Source organism: Pseudomonas alkylphenolica, from assembly GCF_000746525.1.
Taxonomy (GTDB): Bacteria; Pseudomonadota; Gammaproteobacteria; order Pseudomonadales; family Pseudomonadaceae; genus Aquipseudomonas; species Aquipseudomonas alkylphenolica.
The window spans coordinates 222,602-241,774 of the sequence record NZ_CP009048.1 but is presented as its reverse complement, the minus strand read 5'-3'; the positions used below and the strand labels follow the sequence as shown (position 1 = coordinate 241,774).

General features: G+C 60.1%; 20 protein-coding genes. 6 read left to right on the top strand and 14 right to left on the bottom strand.

Annotated elements, in window-relative coordinates; translation table 11 throughout:
* Positions 1-118 precede the first annotated feature (118 nt).
* Entirely contained in the window at positions 119-790 is a 672-nt protein-coding gene (rpiA, locus tag PSAKL28_RS01095) for a ribose-5-phosphate isomerase RpiA (protein ID WP_038605494.1), read from the top strand.
* 58 nt (positions 791-848) lie between these two features.
* Here the strand turns inward: rpiA and PSAKL28_RS01090 are convergent, their stop codons facing one another.
* From PSAKL28_RS01090 to PSAKL28_RS01075, 4 genes are all read right to left on the bottom strand, one after another.
* Entirely contained in the window at positions 849-1,760 is a 912-nt protein-coding gene (locus PSAKL28_RS01090) for an SdiA-regulated domain-containing protein (RefSeq protein WP_038605493.1), read from the bottom strand.
* 68 nt (positions 1,761-1,828) lie between these two features.
* On the bottom strand, positions 1,829-2,761 hold the full coding sequence (locus tag PSAKL28_RS01085) for an SdiA-regulated domain-containing protein (protein ID WP_038605491.1): 933 nt from the start codon (positions 2,759-2,761) through the stop codon (positions 1,829-1,831).
* 149 nt (positions 2,762-2,910) lie between these two features.
* On the bottom strand, positions 2,911-3,576 hold the full coding sequence (locus tag PSAKL28_RS01080) for a fumarylacetoacetate hydrolase family protein (RefSeq protein WP_038605490.1): 666 nt from the start codon (positions 3,574-3,576) through the stop codon (positions 2,911-2,913).
* 41 nt (positions 3,577-3,617) lie between these two features.
* Positions 3,618-5,015: a D-2-hydroxyglutarate dehydrogenase gene (locus tag PSAKL28_RS01075; protein ID WP_038605488.1), complete on the bottom strand. Its 1,398-nt coding sequence runs from the start codon at positions 5,013-5,015 to the stop codon at positions 3,618-3,620.
* Positions 5,016-5,187: 172 nt separating this feature from the next.
* Here PSAKL28_RS01075 and serA point away from each other — a divergent pair, with 172 nt between their 5' ends.
* Entirely contained in the window at positions 5,188-6,417 is a 1,230-nt protein-coding gene (serA, locus tag PSAKL28_RS01070) for a phosphoglycerate dehydrogenase (protein ID WP_038605485.1), read from the top strand.
* A gap of 91 nt (positions 6,418-6,508) precedes the next feature.
* On the opposite strand, the gene PSAKL28_RS01065 is transcribed toward serA, so the two are convergent.
* Positions 6,509-6,985, bottom strand: a complete 477-nt coding sequence (locus tag PSAKL28_RS01065) for a DUF4399 domain-containing protein (RefSeq protein WP_038605482.1) — start codon at positions 6,983-6,985, stop codon at positions 6,509-6,511.
* 225 nt (positions 6,986-7,210) lie between these two features.
* Here PSAKL28_RS01065 and PSAKL28_RS01060 point away from each other — a divergent pair, with 225 nt between their 5' ends.
* Positions 7,211-7,978: a transporter substrate-binding domain-containing protein gene (locus PSAKL28_RS01060; protein WP_038605479.1), complete on the top strand. Its 768-nt coding sequence runs from the start codon at positions 7,211-7,213 to the stop codon at positions 7,976-7,978.
* A gap of 47 nt (positions 7,979-8,025) precedes the next feature.
* Here PSAKL28_RS01060 and PSAKL28_RS01055 read toward each other — a convergent pair whose 3' ends face one another.
* Together PSAKL28_RS01055 and PSAKL28_RS01050 are read right to left on the bottom strand one after the other, a co-directional pair.
* Positions 8,026-8,508, bottom strand: coding sequence for a 2-thiouracil desulfurase family protein (locus PSAKL28_RS01055; protein WP_038605475.1), 483 nt, complete (start codon positions 8,506-8,508; stop codon positions 8,026-8,028).
* A gap of 1 nt (position 8,509) precedes the next feature.
* The gene (locus PSAKL28_RS01050; RefSeq protein WP_038605473.1) at positions 8,510-9,142 is read right to left on the bottom strand and encodes a 2OG-Fe(II) oxygenase; all 633 of its coding nucleotides are present in this window, start codon (positions 9,140-9,142) and stop codon (positions 8,510-8,512) included.
* A gap of 113 nt (positions 9,143-9,255) precedes the next feature.
* Here PSAKL28_RS01050 and PSAKL28_RS01045 point away from each other — a divergent pair, with 113 nt between their 5' ends.
* Entirely contained in the window at positions 9,256-10,005 is a 750-nt protein-coding gene (locus PSAKL28_RS01045) for a DUF2059 domain-containing protein (RefSeq protein ID WP_038605470.1), read from the top strand.
* On the opposite strand, the gene bipL is transcribed toward PSAKL28_RS01045, so the two are convergent.
* Positions 10,006-10,947 carry a phospholipase BipL gene (bipL, locus tag PSAKL28_RS01040; RefSeq protein ID WP_038605467.1) on the bottom strand — a complete coding sequence of 314 codons (942 nt, stop codon included), beginning with the start codon at positions 10,945-10,947 and terminating at the stop codon, positions 10,006-10,008.
* Between the two features lie 99 nt (positions 10,948-11,046).
* On the opposite strand from bipL, the gene PSAKL28_RS01035 reads away from it, so the two are divergent.
* Together PSAKL28_RS01035 and PSAKL28_RS01030 are read left to right on the top strand one after the other, a co-directional pair.
* Positions 11,047-11,616, top strand: coding sequence for a DUF6436 domain-containing protein (locus tag PSAKL28_RS01035; RefSeq protein ID WP_051939125.1), 570 nt, complete (start codon positions 11,047-11,049; stop codon positions 11,614-11,616).
* An 82-nt stretch (positions 11,617-11,698) separates the two neighbouring features.
* On the top strand, positions 11,699-14,068 hold the full coding sequence (locus PSAKL28_RS01030) for a penicillin acylase family protein (protein ID WP_038605465.1): 2,370 nt from the start codon (positions 11,699-11,701) through the stop codon (positions 14,066-14,068).
* A 121-nt stretch (positions 14,069-14,189) separates the two neighbouring features.
* On the opposite strand, the gene PSAKL28_RS01025 is transcribed toward PSAKL28_RS01030, so the two are convergent.
* The 6 genes from PSAKL28_RS01025 to PSAKL28_RS01000 all read right to left on the bottom strand — a co-directional run bounded on the left by PSAKL28_RS01025 (position 14,190) and on the right by PSAKL28_RS01000 (position 19,113).
* Complete coding sequence (locus PSAKL28_RS01025) at positions 14,190-14,687, bottom strand: hypothetical protein (RefSeq protein ID WP_038605462.1); 498 nt, start codon at positions 14,685-14,687, stop codon at positions 14,190-14,192.
* A gap of 422 nt (positions 14,688-15,109) precedes the next feature.
* Positions 15,110-15,988, bottom strand: coding sequence for a transporter substrate-binding domain-containing protein (locus PSAKL28_RS01020; protein ID WP_038605460.1), 879 nt, complete (start codon positions 15,986-15,988; stop codon positions 15,110-15,112).
* A complete protein-coding gene (locus tag PSAKL28_RS01015) occupies positions 15,985-16,758 on the bottom strand; it encodes an amino acid ABC transporter ATP-binding protein (protein ID WP_038605457.1) in 774 nt (257 codons plus the stop codon). The genes PSAKL28_RS01020 and PSAKL28_RS01015 overlap by 4 nt, the downstream gene beginning before the upstream one ends.
* Complete coding sequence (locus PSAKL28_RS01010) at positions 16,755-17,414, bottom strand: amino acid ABC transporter permease (protein ID WP_038605454.1); 660 nt, start codon at positions 17,412-17,414, stop codon at positions 16,755-16,757. Before PSAKL28_RS01010 ends, PSAKL28_RS01015 begins: the two co-directional genes overlap by 4 nt.
* Entirely contained in the window at positions 17,395-18,060 is a 666-nt protein-coding gene (locus PSAKL28_RS01005) for an amino acid ABC transporter permease (RefSeq protein WP_038605451.1), read from the bottom strand. The genes PSAKL28_RS01010 and PSAKL28_RS01005 overlap by 20 nt, the downstream gene beginning before the upstream one ends.
* Positions 18,061-18,327: 267 nt before the next feature.
* On the bottom strand, positions 18,328-19,113 hold the full coding sequence (locus PSAKL28_RS01000; protein ID WP_038605448.1) for a MetQ/NlpA family ABC transporter substrate-binding protein: 786 nt from the start codon (positions 19,111-19,113) through the stop codon (positions 18,328-18,330).
* Positions 19,114-19,173 lie beyond the last annotated feature (60 nt).

Sequence of the window (19,173 nt, the reverse complement as noted above, 5' to 3'; positions counted from 1 at the left end):
GCGGTTGGGCGGGGCTGGAAGTCTACCCCAGCGCCTTGTCGGGCGACCACAGCAAGTCCGTGGTTTTAGCCGCTATACTACGCGCCTTCACGATACTCCTCCCCGCTTCGGAGCCCGCATGACCCAGGACCAACTCAAACAGGCTGTCGCCCAGGCTGCTGTCGATTTCATTCTGCCCAAGCTCGACGACAAGAGCATCGTCGGCGTCGGCACCGGCTCGACCGCCAACTGCTTCATCGACGCCCTGGCCCAGCACAAGGCTGCCTTCGATGGTGCCGTGGCCAGCTCTGAAGCAACTGCCGCACGCCTGAAGGGTCACGGTATTCCGGTGTATGAGCTGAACACCGTCAGCGACCTGGAGTTCTATGTCGACGGCGCCGACGAGAGCGACGAGCACCTGAACCTGATCAAAGGCGGCGGCGCAGCCCTGACCCGCGAGAAGATCGTTGCCGCTGTGGCCAAGACTTTCATCTGCATCGCCGACGCCAGCAAGCTGGTGCCGGTGCTGGGCGCCTTCCCGCTGCCGGTCGAAGTGATCCCGATGGCCCGCAGCCATGTGGCGCGCCAGCTGGTCAAGCTGGGCGGCGACCCGGTCTATCGTGAAGGCGTGGTCACGGACAACGGCAACATCATCCTCGATGTGCATAACCTGCAGATCACCAACCCGGTGGAACTGGAAAGCCAGATCAACGCCATTGTCGGCGTGGTCACCAACGGTTTGTTTGCGGCACGGCCGGCGGACCTGCTGTTGCTGGGGACTTCTGAAGGGGTCAAGACTCTCAAGGTCTAAAAGCATCGCGGGGCAAGCCCGCTCCCACTGTGGGAGCGAGCTTGCCCCGCGATGAAGCTTACTCGGTCGGTTTCTTGAACACGTAAAACAGGTTCGGCTCGCTGACCAGGTAAATGGTCCCGGCATCGTCCATGGCAATGCCTTCAGCCTGCGGCACGCTCTGCTTCAGGCCCTGAAAACCCTTGCGCAGTGACAGACTGCTCAAGGGTTTACCCTTCACATCCAGCTCCAGCACCAGCTGCGACTCATCCGACAACGCCAGCAGATGGCCGCTGCGCTCATCGAACTGCAAGCTCGACAGATCGCGCACAAACAGCCGTGAATCACGCTTCTGGTCCTGCACCACATGCACCGCATAAGGCTGCTCGGGGTTTTCGTGGGGGAAGCCATGCACCTCGTAAATCAGCATCGGGTCGCGCTCCTTGGCCACGAACAGGCGCTTGCCCACCGAGTCGTAAGCCAGGCCCTCAAAGCCCTTGTTGCCGTTCAGACCGATCCCCAAGGTCAGTTGCTCGGCATCCTTGGCATCAAGCAATAGCGTGTTGTCGTTGAGCTGCACACGAATCAGGCGTTGCTCACGCTCATCGGTGATCACATAACTGCCGGGGCCGACGTATTCAACCGCCTCGGGATCGCCGAAACCGGTGAGTGGTATCCGCCGCAGTACGCGCCCGTCCAGCGTCAGCTCAATCAACTCAGAACGCTGATTGGTCACGGTGAACAGGCTGTTGCGGTCCGGATCGAAGGTGAGTGCGGAGATATCGTCATTCAGCCCTTCGAGGGGCTGTGCCTCGATCGCCACGCGATACTGGTCCAGACCGATGCTCAGCTCGGAGGGCTGCCACCAGGTCTTGAAATTGAACCAGCCGCGTTCGAACAAGCGGTAATGCTGCCCCGCCGCTGCAAGCACAAGCACAGCCAGCAGGCTGACAACCAGGAAAATCAGAGGCAGGCGGATGTAGCGACGCATTCAGGAGAACTCTATAGATGACAGCCTGAATCTAACCACACTCAACTGAAGCCAAGCTTAAATCCTGATCAGGGCTTTTTAAAACGGTAGAACAGGTCTGGTTCACTGACGATGTACAGGGTGCCCTGCTCATCCATGGCCACACCTTCGGCCCGCGGAATGCGCTTGTTCAGACCGTTGAAGCCGCCCAGCAGGGTCATGAAGCTGACCTGCTCGCCGCTCTCATCCAGCTCCAGCAACATATTGGAATCGGCAGACAGCACCAGCATATGCCCGGTACGCGGGTCGATGCCCAGGGCCGAGAGGTTGCGCAGGTCCAGTTCTTCGTTTGGCAACGGCTGCTTGTCACCGGCCAGCGGGCTATGGCCATCGCTGTTCCAGGTGAACAAGGCCGGCGGACGCTCTTCGCCAAGGACAATACGTTGCTGGCGAGGGTCCCAGGCTATCGCCTCGAACGCCTTGTTCTGGTTCTCCGACGGGCCTAGATCGTACTGCGGGAAATCAGCGATATTCAGGGAACGGGTATCGGCAGTCAGGGTAACAATGGTCAGCGAGTGATCACGTTCATCGACAATCGCCAGCCGTCCACCTTCAAGTACCGCCACACCTTCAGGGTTGCTCCAGCCTTCCAGCGGCATCTTGCGCAGCACATCACCTTCAAGGTTCAGCTCGACCAGGAAGGGGTTTTTGCCCATGACGGCGAACAGGGTTTTGCTGACCGGGTTGTAGGTCAGGTCGGAGGCTTCGTCATCTTCCATGCCCGGCAATACTTTGGCATCGATATCGACCTGGTAGTCCGGCAACCAGATGCTGGCTTGCTGCTCCGCCGGGGTCTCAAAACGCTCCTTCAGCCACAATAGCCCGCGATCATCCCAATGCATGGCAATCGCCACGCCATAACCGATGATCGCTGTCGCCGCCAACCAGGTCGACCAACGCAAGGCGAGCCCACGCTTTCGCGCAGACGGCACGGATTTACCGGATGGAACGGGAGTGGCCATGGGATCGCTGCTCTTTTTTGCCAGTTAATAACACATTACCGGCACGTTCGCAGAGCCAGATCCGCAAACATTATCCGGATTGTTTGTGAAAAAAATGACAAAAGCCGACAGCGCGCAGGGCAGCCAGTGTGACTGGCTGCCCTGACGGGTTACAACACTGTGCTTTCGAAGCGGCTGACGCCAGGCAGCTCCAGCACCAGCTCATCGCCCGGATTGAGCGGGCCGACACCCACTGGCGTACCGGTCAGAATCACATCACCGGCCTGCAGGCCGAACTGCGAAGCCATGTGCTGAATCATCGGCACGATCGGGTTGAGCATCAGCGCGCTGTTGCCGTCCTGGCGCACTTGGCCATTGATGGTCAGGCGAATACCGATATCGGCCAGGTCTTCGAAGGTGCTCCCGGCGACAAAGGGTGCCAGCACACAGGCGCCGTCGAAACACTTGGCACGCTCCCATGGCAGGCCTTTGTCCTTGAGCTGCGCCTGCAGGTCGCGCAGGGTCAGGTCCAGGGCCGGCGCGAAACCGGAAATGGCGTCGAGCACCTCTTCTTCGCTGGGCGAGGTAGACAGCGACTTGCCCAGCAACACGGCAATTTCCGCTTCGTAGTGCACCGAACCGCGCTCGGTCGGGATCTTGAAGCCACTATTGACCGGCACCACACAGCTGCCCGGTTTGATAAACAGCAGCGGCTCGGTCGGGATCGGGTTGTCCAGTTCTTTGGCGTGCTCGGCATAGTTGCGCCCGATGCACACCACCTTGCCCAGGGGAAAGTGAATACGCGTGCCGTCTACATACTGGTGCTGATAGCTCATTACCGACTCCTGGCGCTATTGGAAGCTCTTATGCCTTTGACTTACTCGACAGCGAAGATTTTGCCCGGGTTCATGATCCCGTTCGGATCAAACACCGCCTTCACCGCTTTCATGTATTGAATTTCCACGGGCGAGCGACTGTAGGTGAGGTAATCACGCTTGGTCATGCCCACCCCGTGTTCGGCTGAAATCGAGCCGTTGTACTTCTGCACGATCTCGAACACCCACTTGTTCACCGTAGCGCACTTGGCAAAGAACTCGTCCTTGCTCAGGTCATCGGGTTTGAGGATGTTCAGGTGCAGGTTGCCGTCGCCGATGTGGCCATACCAGACCACTTCGAAATCCGGATAGTTTTCTGCGACGATCGCGTCAATATCCTTGAGGAAAGCCGGTACTTTCGACACGGTGACCGATATGTCGTTCTTGTACGGAGTCCAGTGCGAGATGGTTTCGGAGATGTACTCGCGCAGCTTCCACAGGTTCTGCAGCTGTTGCTCGCTCTGGCTCATTACGCCATCGAGCACCCAACCCTGCTCCACGCAGTGTTCGAAGGTAGCCAGGGCGGCGTTGGCCACTTCCTCAGTGCTGGCTTCGAACTCCAGCAGGGCATAGAACGGGCACGGCGTTTCGAACGGCGCGGGAACATCGCCACGGCCCATGATCTTGGCCAGGGCCTTGTCAGAAAAGAACTCGAAAGCCGTCAGGTCGAGCTTGTCGCGGAAGGCGTGCAACACCGGCATGATCGAGTCGAAATCCGGCGTGCCGAGGACCATCGCGGTGAGGTTGTTCGGCGCACGATCCAGACGCATGGTCGCCTCGACCACAAAGCCCAAGGTGCCTTCGGCGCCGATAAACAGCTGACGCAGGTCGTAGCCCGTGGCGTTCTTGATCAGGTCCTTGTTCAGCTCCAGCAGGTCGCCGGTGCCGGTGACCACCTTCAGGCCGGCCACCCAGTTACGGGTCATGCCGTAGCGAATCACTTTGATTCCGCCAGCATTGGTGCCGATATTGCCGCCAATCTGGCTTGAACCTGCAGAAGCGAAGTCGACCGGATAGTACAGGCCCTTGTCTTCGGCAAAGTTCTGCAGTTGCTCAGTAACCACGCCCGGCTGGCAGACCACGCTTCGGTCGAACTCATCGAAGGCGAGGATCTGGTTCATGTAGTCGAAGGACACAACCACTTCACCATTGGCCGCCACCGCTGCCGCCGAAAGGCCGGTACGCCCGCCCGAAGGCACCAGGGCAACCTTGTGCCGGTTGGCCCAGCGCACGATCGCCTGGACCTGCTCGGTGCTCTTGGGAAACACGATGGCCAGCGGTGCTGGGGCAAAGTGTTTGGTCCAATCCTTGCCGTAAGTCTCGAGGGAATCCGCATCGGTCAGCACCTTGCCGGGCTCAACCAGGGTCATCAGCTCATCAAGCAACGCAGAATTGGTCATCGACAGAACTCTCGAACTATTCATAGTCACCCTGAGCACTCTTCACGTGCCAGGGATGGGCGTATCGGGGGGGACTCATGCTAGCATACGCCCCCCGCTGATCGAGCTTTACGCCGATGCTGCGAGAGCTTCACTTCCCTGCCATTTTTCTCCGGGACACAGGTTTACGCAGATGAGCAAGACTTCTCTCGATAAGAGCAAGATCAAGTTCCTTCTTCTCGAAGGCGTCCACCAATCCGCCGTGGACGTCCTCAAGGCCGCCGGGTATAGCAACATCGAGTACCTCACCGGTTCTCTGCCCGACGCTGAGCTGAAAGAAAAGATCGCCGATGCCCACTTCATCGGTATCCGCTCGCGCACTCAACTGACCGAAGAGGTTTTCGACTGCGCCAAGAAACTGGTCGCTGTCGGCTGTTTCTGCATCGGTACCAACCAGGTCGACCTGGACGCGGCCCGCGAGCGCGGTATCGCCGTGTTCAACGCGCCGTACTCCAACACCCGTTCGGTCGCCGAGCTGGTGCTGGCCGAAGCGATCCTGCTGCTGCGCGGCATCCCGGAGAAAAACGCTTCCTGCCACCGTGGTGGCTGGATCAAAAGCGCGGCCAACTCCTTCGAAATCCGGGGCAAAAAACTGGGTATCGTCGGTTACGGTTCGATCGGCACCCAACTGTCGGTCCTGGCCGAAAGCCTTGGCATGCAGGTGTTCTTCTTCGACCCGCTGACCAAGCTGCCACTGGGCAACGCTACCCAGGTCGCCAGCCTGAACGAGCTGCTGGGTCTGGCTGATATCGTCTCGCTGCACGTGCCTGAGCTGCCATCCACCCAGTGGATGATCGGCGAGAAAGAAATCCGCGCGATGAAGAAAGGCTCGATCCTGATCAACGCCGCCCGCGGTACCGTGGTCGAGCTGGATCACCTGGCTGCAGCGATCAAGGACAAGCACCTGATCGGCGCCGCCATCGACGTGTTCCCGGTCGAGCCGCGTTCCAATGACGAGCAGTTCGAAAGCCCGCTGCGTGGCCTGGACAACGTGATCCTGACCCCGCACATCGGTGGTTCCACCGCCGAAGCCCAGGCCAACATCGGTCTGGAAGTGGCCGAGAAACTGGTCAAGTACAGCGACAACGGTACTTCCGTTTCGTCGGTCAACTTCCCTGAAGTGGCCCTGCCGGCTCACCCGGGCAAGCACCGTCTGCTGCACATCCACGAAAACATTCCGGGCGTACTCAGCGAGATCAACAAAGTTTTCGCCGAAAACGCGATCAACATCTCCGGTCAGTTCCTGCAGACCAACGAGAAAGTCGGTTACGTAGTAATCGACGTTGACGCCGAGTACTCGGATCTGGCGCAAGAAAAACTGCAACACGTCAAGGGCACTATCCGTTCCCGCGTACTGTTCTAAGTTCTTCTAGCGACAAATCGCGGGGCAAGCCCGCTCCCACAGGTTTCCTTTAACCTGTGGGAGCGGGCTTGCCCCGCGATGCTTTTAACCCTTACTGAACAGTAACGGTAATTTTCTTCGATTCAACGCTTGGCTTGAACGGCACGTGGAACTTGTCGCCCAGCACCAGTTGCAGGGTGTGCTTGCCTGGGGTCAGGGTCAGTTCGACCTCGGTCTGCGCCTTGCCGAAGTGCAGTACTTGCGGACCGGCTGGCAGCGGCGCCTTGTTTTCCGGCAGCAGGCTGGTAGGCAATACCTGATCAGCGGTCGGCTCCTTGTCGACATCTACCAGCAGGTGGTGGTGGCCGGTGTGCGGGGTCTGGTCACCCGCTGGCTTGAGCTCCATGCCCTCGATACCGAATTTGACGGTGAAAGTCTTGTCGACCGTCGCGCCATCGGCCGGGGAAACGATGAAGACCTTGGCGTCTTTCGGCGGCTCCTGGCTCTTCAGGCCTTCGGCGGCTGCAGCAAACGCCGAAACTCCCATCAACAGGCCAACGACGGCTGCACGCGAAACTAGGCTTTTCATTCACTTCTCCTGTGATTTGCTTCTTTAACCTTGCCTGTTAAACGAAAGGCAATGGTTGGTAACCATAGATCAATTGGATCAGAACATACCCGGAAATTTGCACAGAAAATATTTCTCCGGGCGTCTAACATCCCCCTTTCGATGTTGTCCTAGTTGCGCTCGACCGTGGCATTATCAGAAAGCCGCGGCGATCTTCTTCACTGCCAATGACTTCAAGGGACTTAAATGCGCCTGACCATAGGGATACTACTTGCCGCCCTGCTTAGCCCATGGGCACATGCCGAACTGATCGATGACATGAATGACCGTGGCGAATTGCGCATTGCCGTCGAAGCCAACATGTCGCCGTTCAACTTCAAGGATGACGGCAAGCTGGCGGGGTTTGAAATCGAGCTCGGCCGGTTGCTGGCCGACGAACTGGAAGTACGCGCCGAGTTCGTGGTGACGACTCGCGACGATTTGCTGCCGGGTGTCGAGAGCGGCAAATACGACATTGCCCTGAACCAGGTCGCAGCCACCCCCGAACTCAAGGAACGTCTGGATTTCAGCGAACCCTATAGCTATTCCAGCGCCCAGTTGATCGTGCGCAAGGACGAGAAGCGCTCGCTGGCCAACCTCAGTGCACTTAAGGGCCACAGCCTCGGCGTGGTTCAGGGCAGTCAGTTCGCCGAGCAGGCGCGGAGCGTCGAAGGCGTCGATCTGCGCAGCTATCCAGACGCCAGCCAACCGATCAAGGACGTGGCCAACGAGCAGATCGATGCCGCCATCAGCGACCGTCTGCTGGTGCCTTATGCTATTCGTGACAGCCAGCAGACGGTGACCGAAGGCGCGACCGTCGGCCCGATCCTGAGCCTGGCGATTCCGTTCCAGAAGGGTAACCCGGCATTCCACAGCGCGGTGGATAAAGCCCTGCAGCGCATCAAGGCCGATGGCCGGCTCCAAGCCCTGTCGCAAAAATGGTTCGGGATGGATGCCAGCAAGCCGCCGAAGTAAGCAAAAGCATCGCGGGGCTGTGGGAGCGGGCTTGCCCCGCGATGCATTTAAAGCTGTCTCAAGGCCTGCTCTGCCGCCTCAAGCTCCAGCTCACTGAACACCTGGACCCCCTCTCGACGCAGCAAAGCGGTAGTCACCCCTTCGCCGGTGACTTTGGTGCCACTGAAGGTACCGTCATAGGTCAGCAGGTTGCCGCACGAAGGGCTACCCGACTTGAGCACCGCGATACGGATGCCATGCCGCCGCACCAGCTCCAGCGCCAACTGCGCACCGGCGAGAAACTGCGCACTGACATCCTCGCCAGCAACCGTAATCACCTGCGCATCGCCATCCAGCACAGCACTGCCCTGGCCGCCTGGGATTTCCGCCGCTGGCCGAGGCGTCGGCAAGCCGCCCGCCACTTCCGGGCACAGCGCTACGATCCGGCCTTCGCTTTGCCAGCGCTGCAACAGATCCGGGTACCCGCTGGCGCGCCCGTCATAGCGCACCGGCTGACCGAGCAGGCAGGCACTGACCAGAACCTTGTGCATCTCAGAACGGCTCGTTGCCACGACGACGGAACCAGCCGGTCAGTGACAGGCGATCGCGCTGGGCCGGCAACACCTCATGGGGTATTTCGCCGGAAAGAAACACCACCAGACACCCGCCGATCGGTTGCACGTCGTGCTCGACGTCGCCCTTGAGGGTCATGCGCAACTGGCCACCGTGTTCGGGCTGCCAGCCTTCGTTAAGGTAAATCACCGCCGAGACCATGCGCCGGTCGTCATCGCGAAATCGGTCGAGGTGCTTGAGATAGAAGGCACCCGGTTGATACAGGGCGAAATGGCACTCGAAGTCCTCAAGGCCAAGGAACAAGCCGCGGTTGAGGGCTATGCGCAAGCTGTCCATCAGCTCGAGGTAGTGGTCGCAAGGCTCGGCCTGGCCGGGCTCCAGCCACTGGATGCGATCGCCGCGAATACCCTCGCGGACCTCTTGGGCAACGCCCCGACCCACGGCTGCTGGCTCCAGCTCGCCCTCGGCGGCGCGTTTGCGGCACTCGGCCGCCAGCGCCAGGGTCAGAGACTCTGGAAGAAAGGTATTTTGCTGCGACCAGCCACGGGTGGCCAGGTCGTCGACGATGCGCAACAGCAGGGGGTCATCAGGGGATATGTGCATGTCGCGCATAGTATCCATCTGCCGCGAAATCCGACAGCGCCACTTGGCCGAGAGTATGCAATGGCTTCTCGACAAAGCCCGGCCAGGCCAAGACAATAGCGCCCTGCCGACAGGAGTCCTGAATGCGCCGTTTGTTTTTTTTGCTGATGATGATCTGTACCACGCCTGTCTGGGCAGACAGCCTCGACCAACTCTACAAGGTCGCCGGCTGGCCTGAGCAGCGCGCCCACTTTACCGATGCCCTCGATGCCGCCCAGCAGCGCTATCGCAATAGCCTGCCGCCCGCTGTTTATCAGGCATTGGTCAATAACAGTAACCAGCGCTTCCAGGCCCAGGCTGTGGACAAGCGTGCCCAGGCACAATTGCGTGCCAACCTGAGCAATCCAGGCCCTGCGCTGTCCTTCTTCCAGTCGCCGCTGGGCCGCAAGATTGTCGCCGCGGAACTGCTGGCCACCCGTCGCGACCAGCTGGCCAAGAATGCCAAGGGCTTGCCCAAGATCCAGGCCAGCGACAACCGCCTGCTGATCATCGGCCACCTGGCCCAGGCCCTGCCCGCCCGCGAAGCCGGTGCCGAAGTCAGCCTGGCGATTGCCGGGGTCGCGGCCGACAGCCTCAGCCAGATGATCCCCGGCCTGCTCGGCGGCGCTCAGGCCCAGAGCCTGCTCGACGGTCAGCGCCAGCGGCTGATGCAGCAGATCGGCAGCGAACTGAACAACACCCTGCTCTACGTGTATCGCGACTTGTCCGATGCAGAGCTGGATGAGTTCGCTACCTTTGCCGAATCGGCAGAGGGTCAGACGTACTACAAGGCTGCCCTGGCTGCGATCCGCGCCGGCCTGGCCGTCGGGCAGAACACTTCGGACCTGAAGTGATCAGCCCAGACGCTGGCCGATGAAGTCAAAATAGCGCTGACGGATCGCCGGCAGCTCGTTGGCCAGGTGATGGCGCGCCTCGGGAATCAACAGGATGTCGGGCGCGGCGAATTTCTCCTGCAGCACTTTGAGGTTGTGCGGCCAGTCCACGGTCATGTCGGACTGGCCCTGAATAATCAGCGGCCGCCGTGCACTAACCGGCGCCGCCTCGATGCGCTTGACCCACTCCACCAACGCCCCGACCCAGGCTGTCGGCAAGCACCGCGGTTGCAGCGGATCGGCTTGCAGGAACGGCAGGAAAGTCGGGTCGTTGCTGTTTTCACTGAAGCGCCGCTCGATACCCTTCACGAACGGGCGCAGCAGGTGATAGCTGAATTTCGACCAGCGCCACGCACGTGGCCGCACCAGCGGCGCCAGCAGGATCACCTGACCCTGGGCCGGGCTCTGCGCGCCACCGTGCAGCAGATGATCGATGACAATCGCCCCGCCGGTACTCTGCCCGCATAGATGCCAGGGCTGCGGCAACTCAAGGGCTCGGCCCTGCTCGAACAGCGCCTGCAGTACCTGCTGGTAGGCAGCGAAATCGTCGATGCTGGCCCGCTCGCCGCTGGACAGACCATGCCCCGGCAAGTCGCAGGCGATCACCGCGTAATCCTGATCCAGCGCCCAGTCGATCACATGGCGGTACAAGCCCATGTGGTCGTAGAAGCCATGCAACAACACCAGGGTTGCCACCGGTGCCGCTGGCAACCAGACCTGCCCGACCAGCTCGAAACCCGCCGCCTCGAAACGCCCCAGCCAGCGTTGCGCGGCAACCTTGCGGGCGGGAAAATCCAGCCCGTAGTAACGCTGATAGGCCTGGGCCTGGGTCGACAACGGCTGACGCGCCGTCATCGGCGCCAGGCTGGCGCGTAACGAGTCGGGCTGAAATGACGCAGGCATAGACGATTTCCACACAGCAAAAGCCGGATTTTGACCTGTGATATTCAGCTGTTGCCAGCAGCATGGCAAGCTAGGCGACTTTTCCCGGAAATCGCCTTCATGCTTGCGTCATCCACCCGCACCCTGCTCGGCCTGCTGATCGCCGCCCTTTGCGCCGCCGGTTTGTGGTGGGCCTACGACAGTTTCCAGAGCCGCTATCTACGCCCGTTCGATAACCAGACCGCATTGTTCTCCGGCGACCGGCTGCAGCTGCCGGCCGAAATCGCCGGGCCCGGGCCGATCCGCCTGGTGCACTTCTGGGACCCGGCCTGCCCGTGCAACGTCGGCAACCAGCAACACCTGGCGGAACTGATCGAGCATTTCGCTCCACAGGGGGTGGAGTTCTATGTGGTACAGAAACCCGGCAGCCGAGGTCAGCTGCCAGGCACCCTCAGCGCCCTCAAGCCACTGGCTGAACTGCCCGGTGCCGAACACCTGCCGGCCAGCCCTGGCGTAGCGATCTGGGATCGTCAGGGCAAGCTGGCCTACTTCGGTCCTTACAGCGAGGGGGCGACCTGCAACTCGAGCAACAGCTTTATCGAGCCGATCTTGCTGGCGCTGAGCCAGGGCCGCGCGGTCAGCGTTACCCACACGATGGCGGTAGGCTGCTATTGTCCCTGGCAGCCCTGAGGCACCCACACCGGAGCAGCCCCTGAATTCATCGCCCTTCCTTTGGGGCTATGCTATTCGCAAAAAAGCACAAGGAGTCCTGATGAAGCGCAGCCTGACCTTTCTCGCGGTGGTCATTGCCGCGGCAGCCGGCGGCGGTTACTGGTATGTGCAGGGCAAGCTGCCGCAGCGTGAAGGCGAGGTCGCCCTGACCAGCCTACAGGCCCCGGTCAGCGTGCGTTATGACGCCCGTGGCGTGCCGCACCTGCAGGCCAGCAACGAGATCGACCTGTACCGTGCCCTCGGCTATGTGCATGCCCAGGACCGACTGTTCCAGATGGAGATCATCCGCCGCCTGGCTCGCGGCGAACTGGCCGAAGTGCTCGGCAGCAAGCTGCTGCCCACCGATACCCTGTTCCGCACCCTGCGTATTCGCGAACAGGCCGAGCGCTACATCGAACGCCAGGACAAACAATCGCCCGCCTGGCTCGCATTGCAGGCCTACCTCGATGGCGTCAATGCCTGGCAGGACAGCCACCCCAAACCCATGGAATTCGATGTACTGGGCATCACGCCACGGCCGTTCACTGCCCAGGATACCCTGAGCATTGCCGGCTACATGGCCTACAGCTTTGCCGCTGCCTTTCGCACGGAACCGGCATTGACCTATGTGCGCGACCAGCTCGGCAGCGAATACCTGAACATCTTCGACCTCGACTGGAACCCTGAAGGTGCGTTGCACAGCCGCCCGCCACTGGCAGCTGCCGACTGGAAAAGCCTGGAGCAGCTGGCACTGATCAGCCAGCAAGCCCTGAGCGAGGCTGGCATTCCACAGTACGAAGGCAGCAACGCCTGGGCGCTGTCCGGCAGCCGCACCCGCAGTGGCAAACCGCTGTTGGCCGGCGATCCGCATATCAGCTTTGCCGTGCCCGCCGTGTGGTACGAAGCCGAACTGTCGGCGCCCGGTTTCAACCTCTATGGCTATCACCAGGCGCTCAACCCCTTCGCTTCGCTGGGGCACAACCGCGAGTTCGGCTGGAGCCTGACCATGTTCCAGAACGACGATGTCGACCTGATCGCCGAGCAGGTCAATCCGGCCAACCCTGACCAGGTGCGTATCAACGGCCAGTGGCAAGCGTTGACCATCACCCAGGACACTATCGCGGTGAAGGGCGAGGAGCCTGTCGCCATCACCCTGAAGCGCTCGCCACACGGCCCGATCGTCAACCAGGTGATCGGCGCCAATGCCGGGCCGACACCGATTGCCATGTGGTGGGCGTTCCTGGAAACCGACAACCCGGTGCTCGAAGGCTTCTACCAGGTCAACCGCGCCGACACCCTGGACAAGATGCGCAGCGCCGCCGCGAAGATCCAGGCCCCCGGTCTCAACCTGGTGTGGGCCAACGCCCGTGGCGACATTGGCTGGTGGGCGGCGGCGCAGCTACCGATTCGCCCGGACGGGGTAAACCCGTCGTTCATCCTCGACGGCAGCACGGCCCAGGCCGACAAACTCGGCTTTTACCCATTTAGCGCCAACCCGCAGGCGGAAAACCCGGCCAGTGGCTACATCGTCTCGGCCAACTATCAGCCGCCCGCCGCCATGCCGATTCCCGGTTACTACAACCTCGCCGACCGTGGCCAGCAGCTTGATCGCCAGCTGGCCGATGCAACGATCAAATGGGATACGCAAAACAGTCAGGCGCTGCAGCTCGACACGGCCAGCGGCTATGGCCCACGCACCCTGGCACCGTTGTTGGGGATCTTGCGAGAAGTGGCCGCGGGCGATCAGGAGAAGGAGCTGGTCGAACAGTTGGCCAGCTGGAATGGCGACTATCCGCTGGACTCGGTCAGCGCCACGCTGTTCAACCAGTTGCTCTACGACCTGGCATACGCAGCCATGCATGACGAACTGGGCGATGCCTGGTTCCAGATGCTGATCAGCACCCGCGTCATCGATGCCGCCTTGCCGCGTCTGGCTGCCGACGCCGAGTCGCCCTGGTGGGGGCTGCATGGCAGCAGCGAGCATGGTAGCCGCAGCGACGCGGTGAAACGCGCCTGGCAGGCCAGCCTGGCCCACCTGCGCGAGACACTGGGCAACGACCCGGCCGCCTGGCAATGGGGCAAGGCGCATACCTTGACCCACAACCATCCGCTCGGGCTGCAGAAGCCTCTGAACCTGCTGTTCAACGTCGGCGCTTTCGCCGCACCGGGTACGCATGAAGTGCCGAACAACCTGTCGGCGAAGATCGGCCCGGCGCCCTGGCCGGTCACCTATGGCCCTTCGACCCGGCGCCTGATCGACTTCGCCGATGCCGGGCAGGCCCTGACCATCAACCCGGTCGGGCAAAGTGGCGTGCTGTTCGACCGGCACTATGCCGATCAGGCCAAGGACTATATCGAGGGGCAGTACCACAAGGCGCAGATGGGGGTGATTCCGGCGCAGAGTACGTTGAGGTTGGTGCCCGCCCAGTAGAAAACCTGAGTTTCTGCCGACATGGCGTCTGGATAGTGGGGGATAACTCTACAACCTGCGATCTGAAGTCAGGCCGAGGGACTGCACATACTACCTCGGCCGCGGCTTTAAGCCTTATATATCAATTTTTCTTAATTGAAACCTTGCCATTAGAGAAGCTATATTCCTTCTCGCCAGAGCCGTACGTGAAATTTAAATCAGAGACCTCGAACCCGTCGCCGGACTTATTATCGATCGTAATCGTACCTTGAGAGTAACTAAGCGGAAAATCGCCTACAAGACCACCCATTACAACCCCTTTTTCTCCACCCTGCGCATCGTCAAACGTAATAATTTTAACTGGCCCGGTGTCATCGGTATAAAGATTAATCACAATCCATTCATAGATACCGGAAACGGGATCGTGATAGTCCCCTACTACCTGGTACCGCCCCCCATTATTTATACGCACGTTTTGGGCCTTGAAATTTCTCGGACCATGGCCAGGCACAGTGAGCACACCAGTGAATGTGCCAGAATACTCTGACTCTTGTTTCTTATTTTTATAAATGAAAGTCTTCCCATCGACGCCCAGAGCGTTTATTTCTCGATTTAGCTCATCTTTTGTTAAAGCACCCATTTCTCAACCCTCGCAAGTAAAAACCAGAGCAGGCATTGTTAAGTTACCTAAAAACCCGACACGTATTGCTTCACGACCAAAAACAAACATCCGCACTGTATGACACTCATAAGTATTCAAACAATGCATGCAACCTAGCCACGAGCAAATCTAGAACAGCTATCACTTATTAACAACTGACAAAAATACCAGGTACCGCTCATTTATTTGCGAGAGCAGTACTGCCCAGGTCAACACGCTTAACTGCTATCAAAGGAATATATCGAGGGGCGGTATCGCACGGTGCAGATGAGGGTGATTGCGGCTTGGAGGACGTTGAGGTTGGTACCTGGAAAGTAGGCATTATCGCGGGGCAAGCCCGCTCCCACAGGGGTAAGCACCGTCCTGTGGGAGCGGGCTTGCCCCGCGATGAGTTCAATAGATCAACCCTGCCACTTACCGCCTTCGACAATCACGCTCTCAGGCTTGGTGTCGTCGCTCAGCTCTTTGCGCACATACTGGTCATACAGCTTGAGCAGGTACTTCTGCTCTCCCAGGCGCGCCAGTTCAGCGTTGACCCAGTCACGCAGCTCGATATTGCCCTTCTTCACCGCCGGTGCGATCGGCGCTTCTTCGCCCAGTTTCTCGGCCAGCACGCGGTAACCCGGATTCTGCTTCGACCAGCTGAACAGGATCAGGTTGTCCTGGGCATAGGCATCGCCACGACCATTGGCCAGCGCTTGCAGCGACTCGGAGTTCTTCTCGAACTTGAGCAGTTTCCAGTCCGGGTGGTTCTTGGTCAGCCAGATATCGGCGGTGGTGCCGGTGGTGACGATGGTGGTCTTGTCAGCCAGGTCATCGAGCTTGTTCACACTGCTGCCTTCAGGCACCAGGGCCTGTACCGCGACGCGCAGGTTGGGGTTGGTGAACTCCACCGCCTCCTTGCGTTCCGGCGTCACGGTCATGTTGGCGAGAATCAGATCGACCTTGTCGCTCTGCAGGAACGGGATGCGGCTGGCCGGCTCAACCGCAACGAACTCGACCTTGTTCTCGTCGCCGAGCAGCGACTTGGCGAACTGGCGGCCGATGTCGGTATCGAAGCCGACATAGCGGCCGCTCTCGTCGACAAAGCCGAACGGTGGTTTGTCGGTGAACACGCCGACAATCAGCTTGTCGCGGGCCTTGATGGTTTCCAGGTAGCTGGTGGCTGGCGCCGCACCTGCACCAGCAGGCTTGGCGGGTTCTTCCGCCTTGTTGCAGCCGGCCAGCAGCGCCAGGCTGAACAGGGACAACAGCAGTTTCGAGGTTTTGGCAGTTTTCATGACAGTTCCTTTGCGGGCATTTTGGGCAGGCTTTCTACGAAGGAGAATTTCTCCAGGAACTGCTGCGCGCGTGCGGTCTGCGGGTTCGTAAAGAAGCTCTCGGGGTCGCGCTGTTCAAGGATCCTGCCGGCCTCCATGAACACGATGCGGTCGGCCACCGCGCGGGCGAAGGCCATTTCATGGGTCACGATAAGCAAGGTCATGCCGTCACGGGCCAGGCCCTGGATCACCTCCAGCACTTCCTTGACCATCTCCGGGTCGAGGGCTGCGGTGACCTCGTCGAACAGCATCACCTCAGGGTTCATGCACAGTGAGCGAACGATTGCGATGCGCTGCTGCTGGCCGCCGGAAAGCTGGCGTGGATAAGCGTCGCGCTTGTCCAGCAAGCCCACCCGCGCCAGCAGCGCTTCGGCCTGGGCCAGGGCCTCACGGCGTTCGCGCTTCTGCACCTTGAGCGGCCCCAGCAGCAGGTTGTCGAGCACGCTCATGTGGCCGAACAGGTGATAACTCTGGAACACCATACCGACCCGCTGGCGTACCTGGCGCCAGTCGGTGCGCGGCTCGAGCAGCTCTTCACCGGCCAGGCGCAAGTGGCCGCTGTGGGCGCTTTCCAGGCCGTTCAGGCAGCGCAGCAAGGTGCTTTTACCGCAGCCGCTGGGGCCGAGGATCACCACCACTTCACCGCTGCGCACTTGCAGGTCGATGTTGTTCAGCACCTGTTGCTCGCCGAAGAATTTGTTGAAGCCCTTGAACTCGATCAATGCACTCATGCGTGTGTCCAGCGGCGCTCGAGGGCGCGCGAAGCAGCCGAGAGCGGGTAGCAGATAAAAAAGAAAAACAGGAACAGCGCGCCGTAGATCAGCACCGACTCGTAGGTGCGCTCGATGATCTGCTGGCCGACCTTGATGACATCGACCACCCCGATCAGCACCGCCAGCGAGCTGGTCTTGATGATCCGTGTGTAGATGTTGATGGTCGGCGGGGTCATGCGCTTGAGTGCCTGTGGCAGCAACACATAGCCATACAACTGCCAGGCAGACAGGCCAATCGACAGGCCGGCCTCGCGCTGGCCGCGGGGCAACGAACGCAAGGCGCCGCGTACCACCTCGCCCACTTCACTGGCGCCCCACAGCGACAACACCAGCACCGCGCACCAGAAGCTGGGGATGCTCAGGGCAAAGAAAATCGGCAGGCCGAAGAACAGCAGGTACAACCAGACCAGCACCGGAATCGCCCGGAACAGCTCCAGGTACACCCGCAGCAGCAGATTCAGGCTGCGCAGGTTCAGGCTCGCCAGCACACCGTAGAGCACGCCGCCGAAAGTACTGAAGACAATCCCCAGCGCTGAGATGGCCAATGTCTGCGCGGCACCCTTGCCCAGTTGCGGCAAGGACACCAGCAGCAACTCAAGTCCCGAACTGGCCATGTTGCAGCCTCCGTTCCAGGCGGCTGAGCAGCAGCGACAATGGCAGGAACAGCAACACGCAGATCAGCGTCAGCACCGCGAGCATCTCGTAAGTCTTGTAGTACAGCGCGATGTAGCTCTTGGTGGTGTAGAGGATTTCCGGCACCGCCACCGCCGAGACCACCGTGGTTTCCTTGAGCAGGAAAACGAAGTTGGCAAACAGCGACGGCAAGCTGAGGATGCCGGCCTGAGGCAGGATCACATAACGCAGCAGTTGGCCGTCGGACAGGCCAATCGAGCGTCCCGACTCCAGCTGTGCCTGTGGCACCGCCTCGACGCCGGCGCGCAACACTTCGGTCAGGTAGGCGCCACCGAGAAAGGTCATGGTGATGATCGCGGCAGCGAAGCCGGAGATTTTCAGGCCCAGGGTCGGTAAAGCGAAATAGACGAAGAACAGCTGGATCAGCAGCGGCGTGTTGCGCGCCAGTTCCACGTACAGCTGCACCAGGCGCTGCAGGTAGGGCGTGCGGTAGACCAGGATTGCTGCGTTGATCAGCGCCACCAGCAGTGAGGTGGCAATGGCGATCAGGCCGACCTGCAGGGTAACGCCGACGGCTTTGAGAAACGCCGGTAGCGTACTAAGGACAAAAGCGACATCGAAACTCATGAGAGGATCTCGGACCGGCCCGAGGGTAAACGGGCCGCTCTACACAGGGGTTGTCAGTGCGGGTGAGCACAATGACTAAGACTCTAAAGGTATAAAAACAAATATTTAAATACCTTTATTGCATATTGATATCACCCAAACAGCTAACCAGTTTTTCCTGCGCACAAAGCAACTGTGGGAGCGGGCTTGCCCCGCGATCGCGTTGTGTCAGGCACATTGCAATCGCGGGGCAAGGCCCGCTCCCACAGGAGGTGTATCAGTTGTTGCTTAGAACGCCGGCAGTACCGCGCCGCTGTATTTCTTCTCGATGAAGGTTTTCACTTCCGGGCTGGTCAAGGCTTTGGCCAGTTTCTGGATCGCGTCGCTGTCCTTGTTGTCTGGACGGGCGACCAGGAAGTTCACGTACGGCGAGTCGGAACCTTCGATGACCAGGGCGTCTTTGGCCGGGTTCAGACCGGCTTCCAGCGCATAGTTGGTGTTGATCATGTCCAGGTCAACCTGGTCCAGAACGCGCGGCAGCATGGCCGACTCAAGCTCGCGGAACTTCAGTTTCTTCGGGTTCTCGGCGATGTCTTTCGGCGTTGCCAGGGCGTTTTTCGGATCCTTCAGTGTGATCAGACCAGCCTTCTGCAATAGCAGCAGGGCACGGCCGCTGTTGCTGCCTTCGTTAGGGATGGCAACGGTAGCGCCGTCTTTCAGCTCGCTCAGGCTTTTAACCTTCTTCGAGTAACCACCGAAAGGCTCGACGTGGACGCCGATGACCGTTTCCAGGTGAGTGCCTTTACCCTCGTTGAAGTTCTTCAGGTACGGCAGGGTCTGGAAGTAGTTGGCATCCAGACGCTTCTGGTCGACCTGCACGTTAGGCTGCACATAGTCGGTGAACACCTTGATCTCAAGGTCTACACCTTCTTTGGCCAGGGTCGGCTTGATCAGCTCAAGGATTTCAGCGTGGGGCACCGGGGTGGCGGCAACCACCAGTTTCTCGCCGGCGTGGGCGAAACCTGCAACCGACAGAGCGGCCGCCAGAGCAGTGAACAACAGAGCCTTTTTCATGCGCAGTCCTTATTCGAATACAGGGCCATCGATCGACGGCAAATCAGGTTGCCAGCCATT

Bases quoted from the DNA above. Each gene is read 5' to 3' on its own strand.
- PSAKL28_RS01085 (WP_038605491.1), bottom strand. From the start codon at position 2,761: ATGGCCACTCCCGTTCCATCCGGTAAATCCGTGCCGTCTGCGCGAAAG.
- PSAKL28_RS01015 (WP_038605457.1), bottom strand. From the start codon at position 16,758: ATGAGTGCATTGATCGAGTTCAAGGGCTTCAACAAATTCTTCGGCGAG.
- PSAKL28_RS01065 (WP_038605482.1), bottom strand. From the start codon at position 6,985: ATGAAAAGCCTAGTTTCGCGTGCAGCCGTCGTTGGCCTGTTGATGGGA.
- PSAKL28_RS01005 (WP_038605451.1), bottom strand. From the start codon at position 18,060: ATGAGTTTCGATGTCGCTTTTGTCCTTAGTACGCTACCGGCGTTTCTC.
- bipL (WP_038605467.1), bottom strand. From the start codon at position 10,947: ATGCCTGCGTCATTTCAGCCCGACTCGTTACGCGCCAGCCTGGCGCCG.
- PSAKL28_RS01045 (WP_038605470.1), top strand. From the start codon at position 9,256: ATGCGCCGTTTGTTTTTTTTGCTGATGATGATCTGTACCACGCCTGTC.
- PSAKL28_RS01090 (WP_038605493.1), bottom strand. From the start codon at position 1,760: ATGCGTCGCTACATCCGCCTGCCTCTGATTTTCCTGGTTGTCAGCCTG.
- serA (WP_038605485.1), top strand. From the start codon at position 5,188: ATGAGCAAGACTTCTCTCGATAAGAGCAAGATCAAGTTCCTTCTTCTC.
- PSAKL28_RS01030 (WP_038605465.1), top strand. From the start codon at position 11,699: ATGAAGCGCAGCCTGACCTTTCTCGCGGTGGTCATTGCCGCGGCAGCC.
- PSAKL28_RS01010 (WP_038605454.1), bottom strand. From the start codon at position 17,414: ATGGCCAGTTCGGGACTTGAGTTGCTGCTGGTGTCCTTGCCGCAACTG.
- PSAKL28_RS01055 (WP_038605475.1), bottom strand. From the start codon at position 8,508: ATGCACAAGGTTCTGGTCAGTGCCTGCCTGCTCGGTCAGCCGGTGCGC.
- PSAKL28_RS01075 (WP_038605488.1), bottom strand. From the start codon at position 5,015: ATGACCAATTCTGCGTTGCTTGATGAGCTGATGACCCTGGTTGAGCCC.
- PSAKL28_RS01000 (WP_038605448.1), bottom strand. From the start codon at position 19,113: ATGAAAAAGGCTCTGTTGTTCACTGCTCTGGCGGCCGCTCTGTCGGTT.
- rpiA (WP_038605494.1), top strand. From the start codon at position 119: ATGACCCAGGACCAACTCAAACAGGCTGTCGCCCAGGCTGCTGTCGAT.
- PSAKL28_RS01050 (WP_038605473.1), bottom strand. From the start codon at position 9,142: ATGCGCGACATGCACATATCCCCTGATGACCCCCTGCTGTTGCGCATC.
- PSAKL28_RS01080 (WP_038605490.1), bottom strand. From the start codon at position 3,576: ATGAGCTATCAGCACCAGTATGTAGACGGCACGCGTATTCACTTTCCC.
- PSAKL28_RS01020 (WP_038605460.1), bottom strand. From the start codon at position 15,988: ATGAAAACTGCCAAAACCTCGAAACTGCTGTTGTCCCTGTTCAGCCTG.
- PSAKL28_RS01060 (WP_038605479.1), top strand. From the start codon at position 7,211: ATGCGCCTGACCATAGGGATACTACTTGCCGCCCTGCTTAGCCCATGG.
- PSAKL28_RS01025 (WP_038605462.1), bottom strand. From the start codon at position 14,687: ATGGGTGCTTTAACAAAAGATGAGCTAAATCGAGAAATAAACGCTCTG.
- PSAKL28_RS01035 (WP_051939125.1), top strand. From the start codon at position 11,047: ATGCTTGCGTCATCCACCCGCACCCTGCTCGGCCTGCTGATCGCCGCC.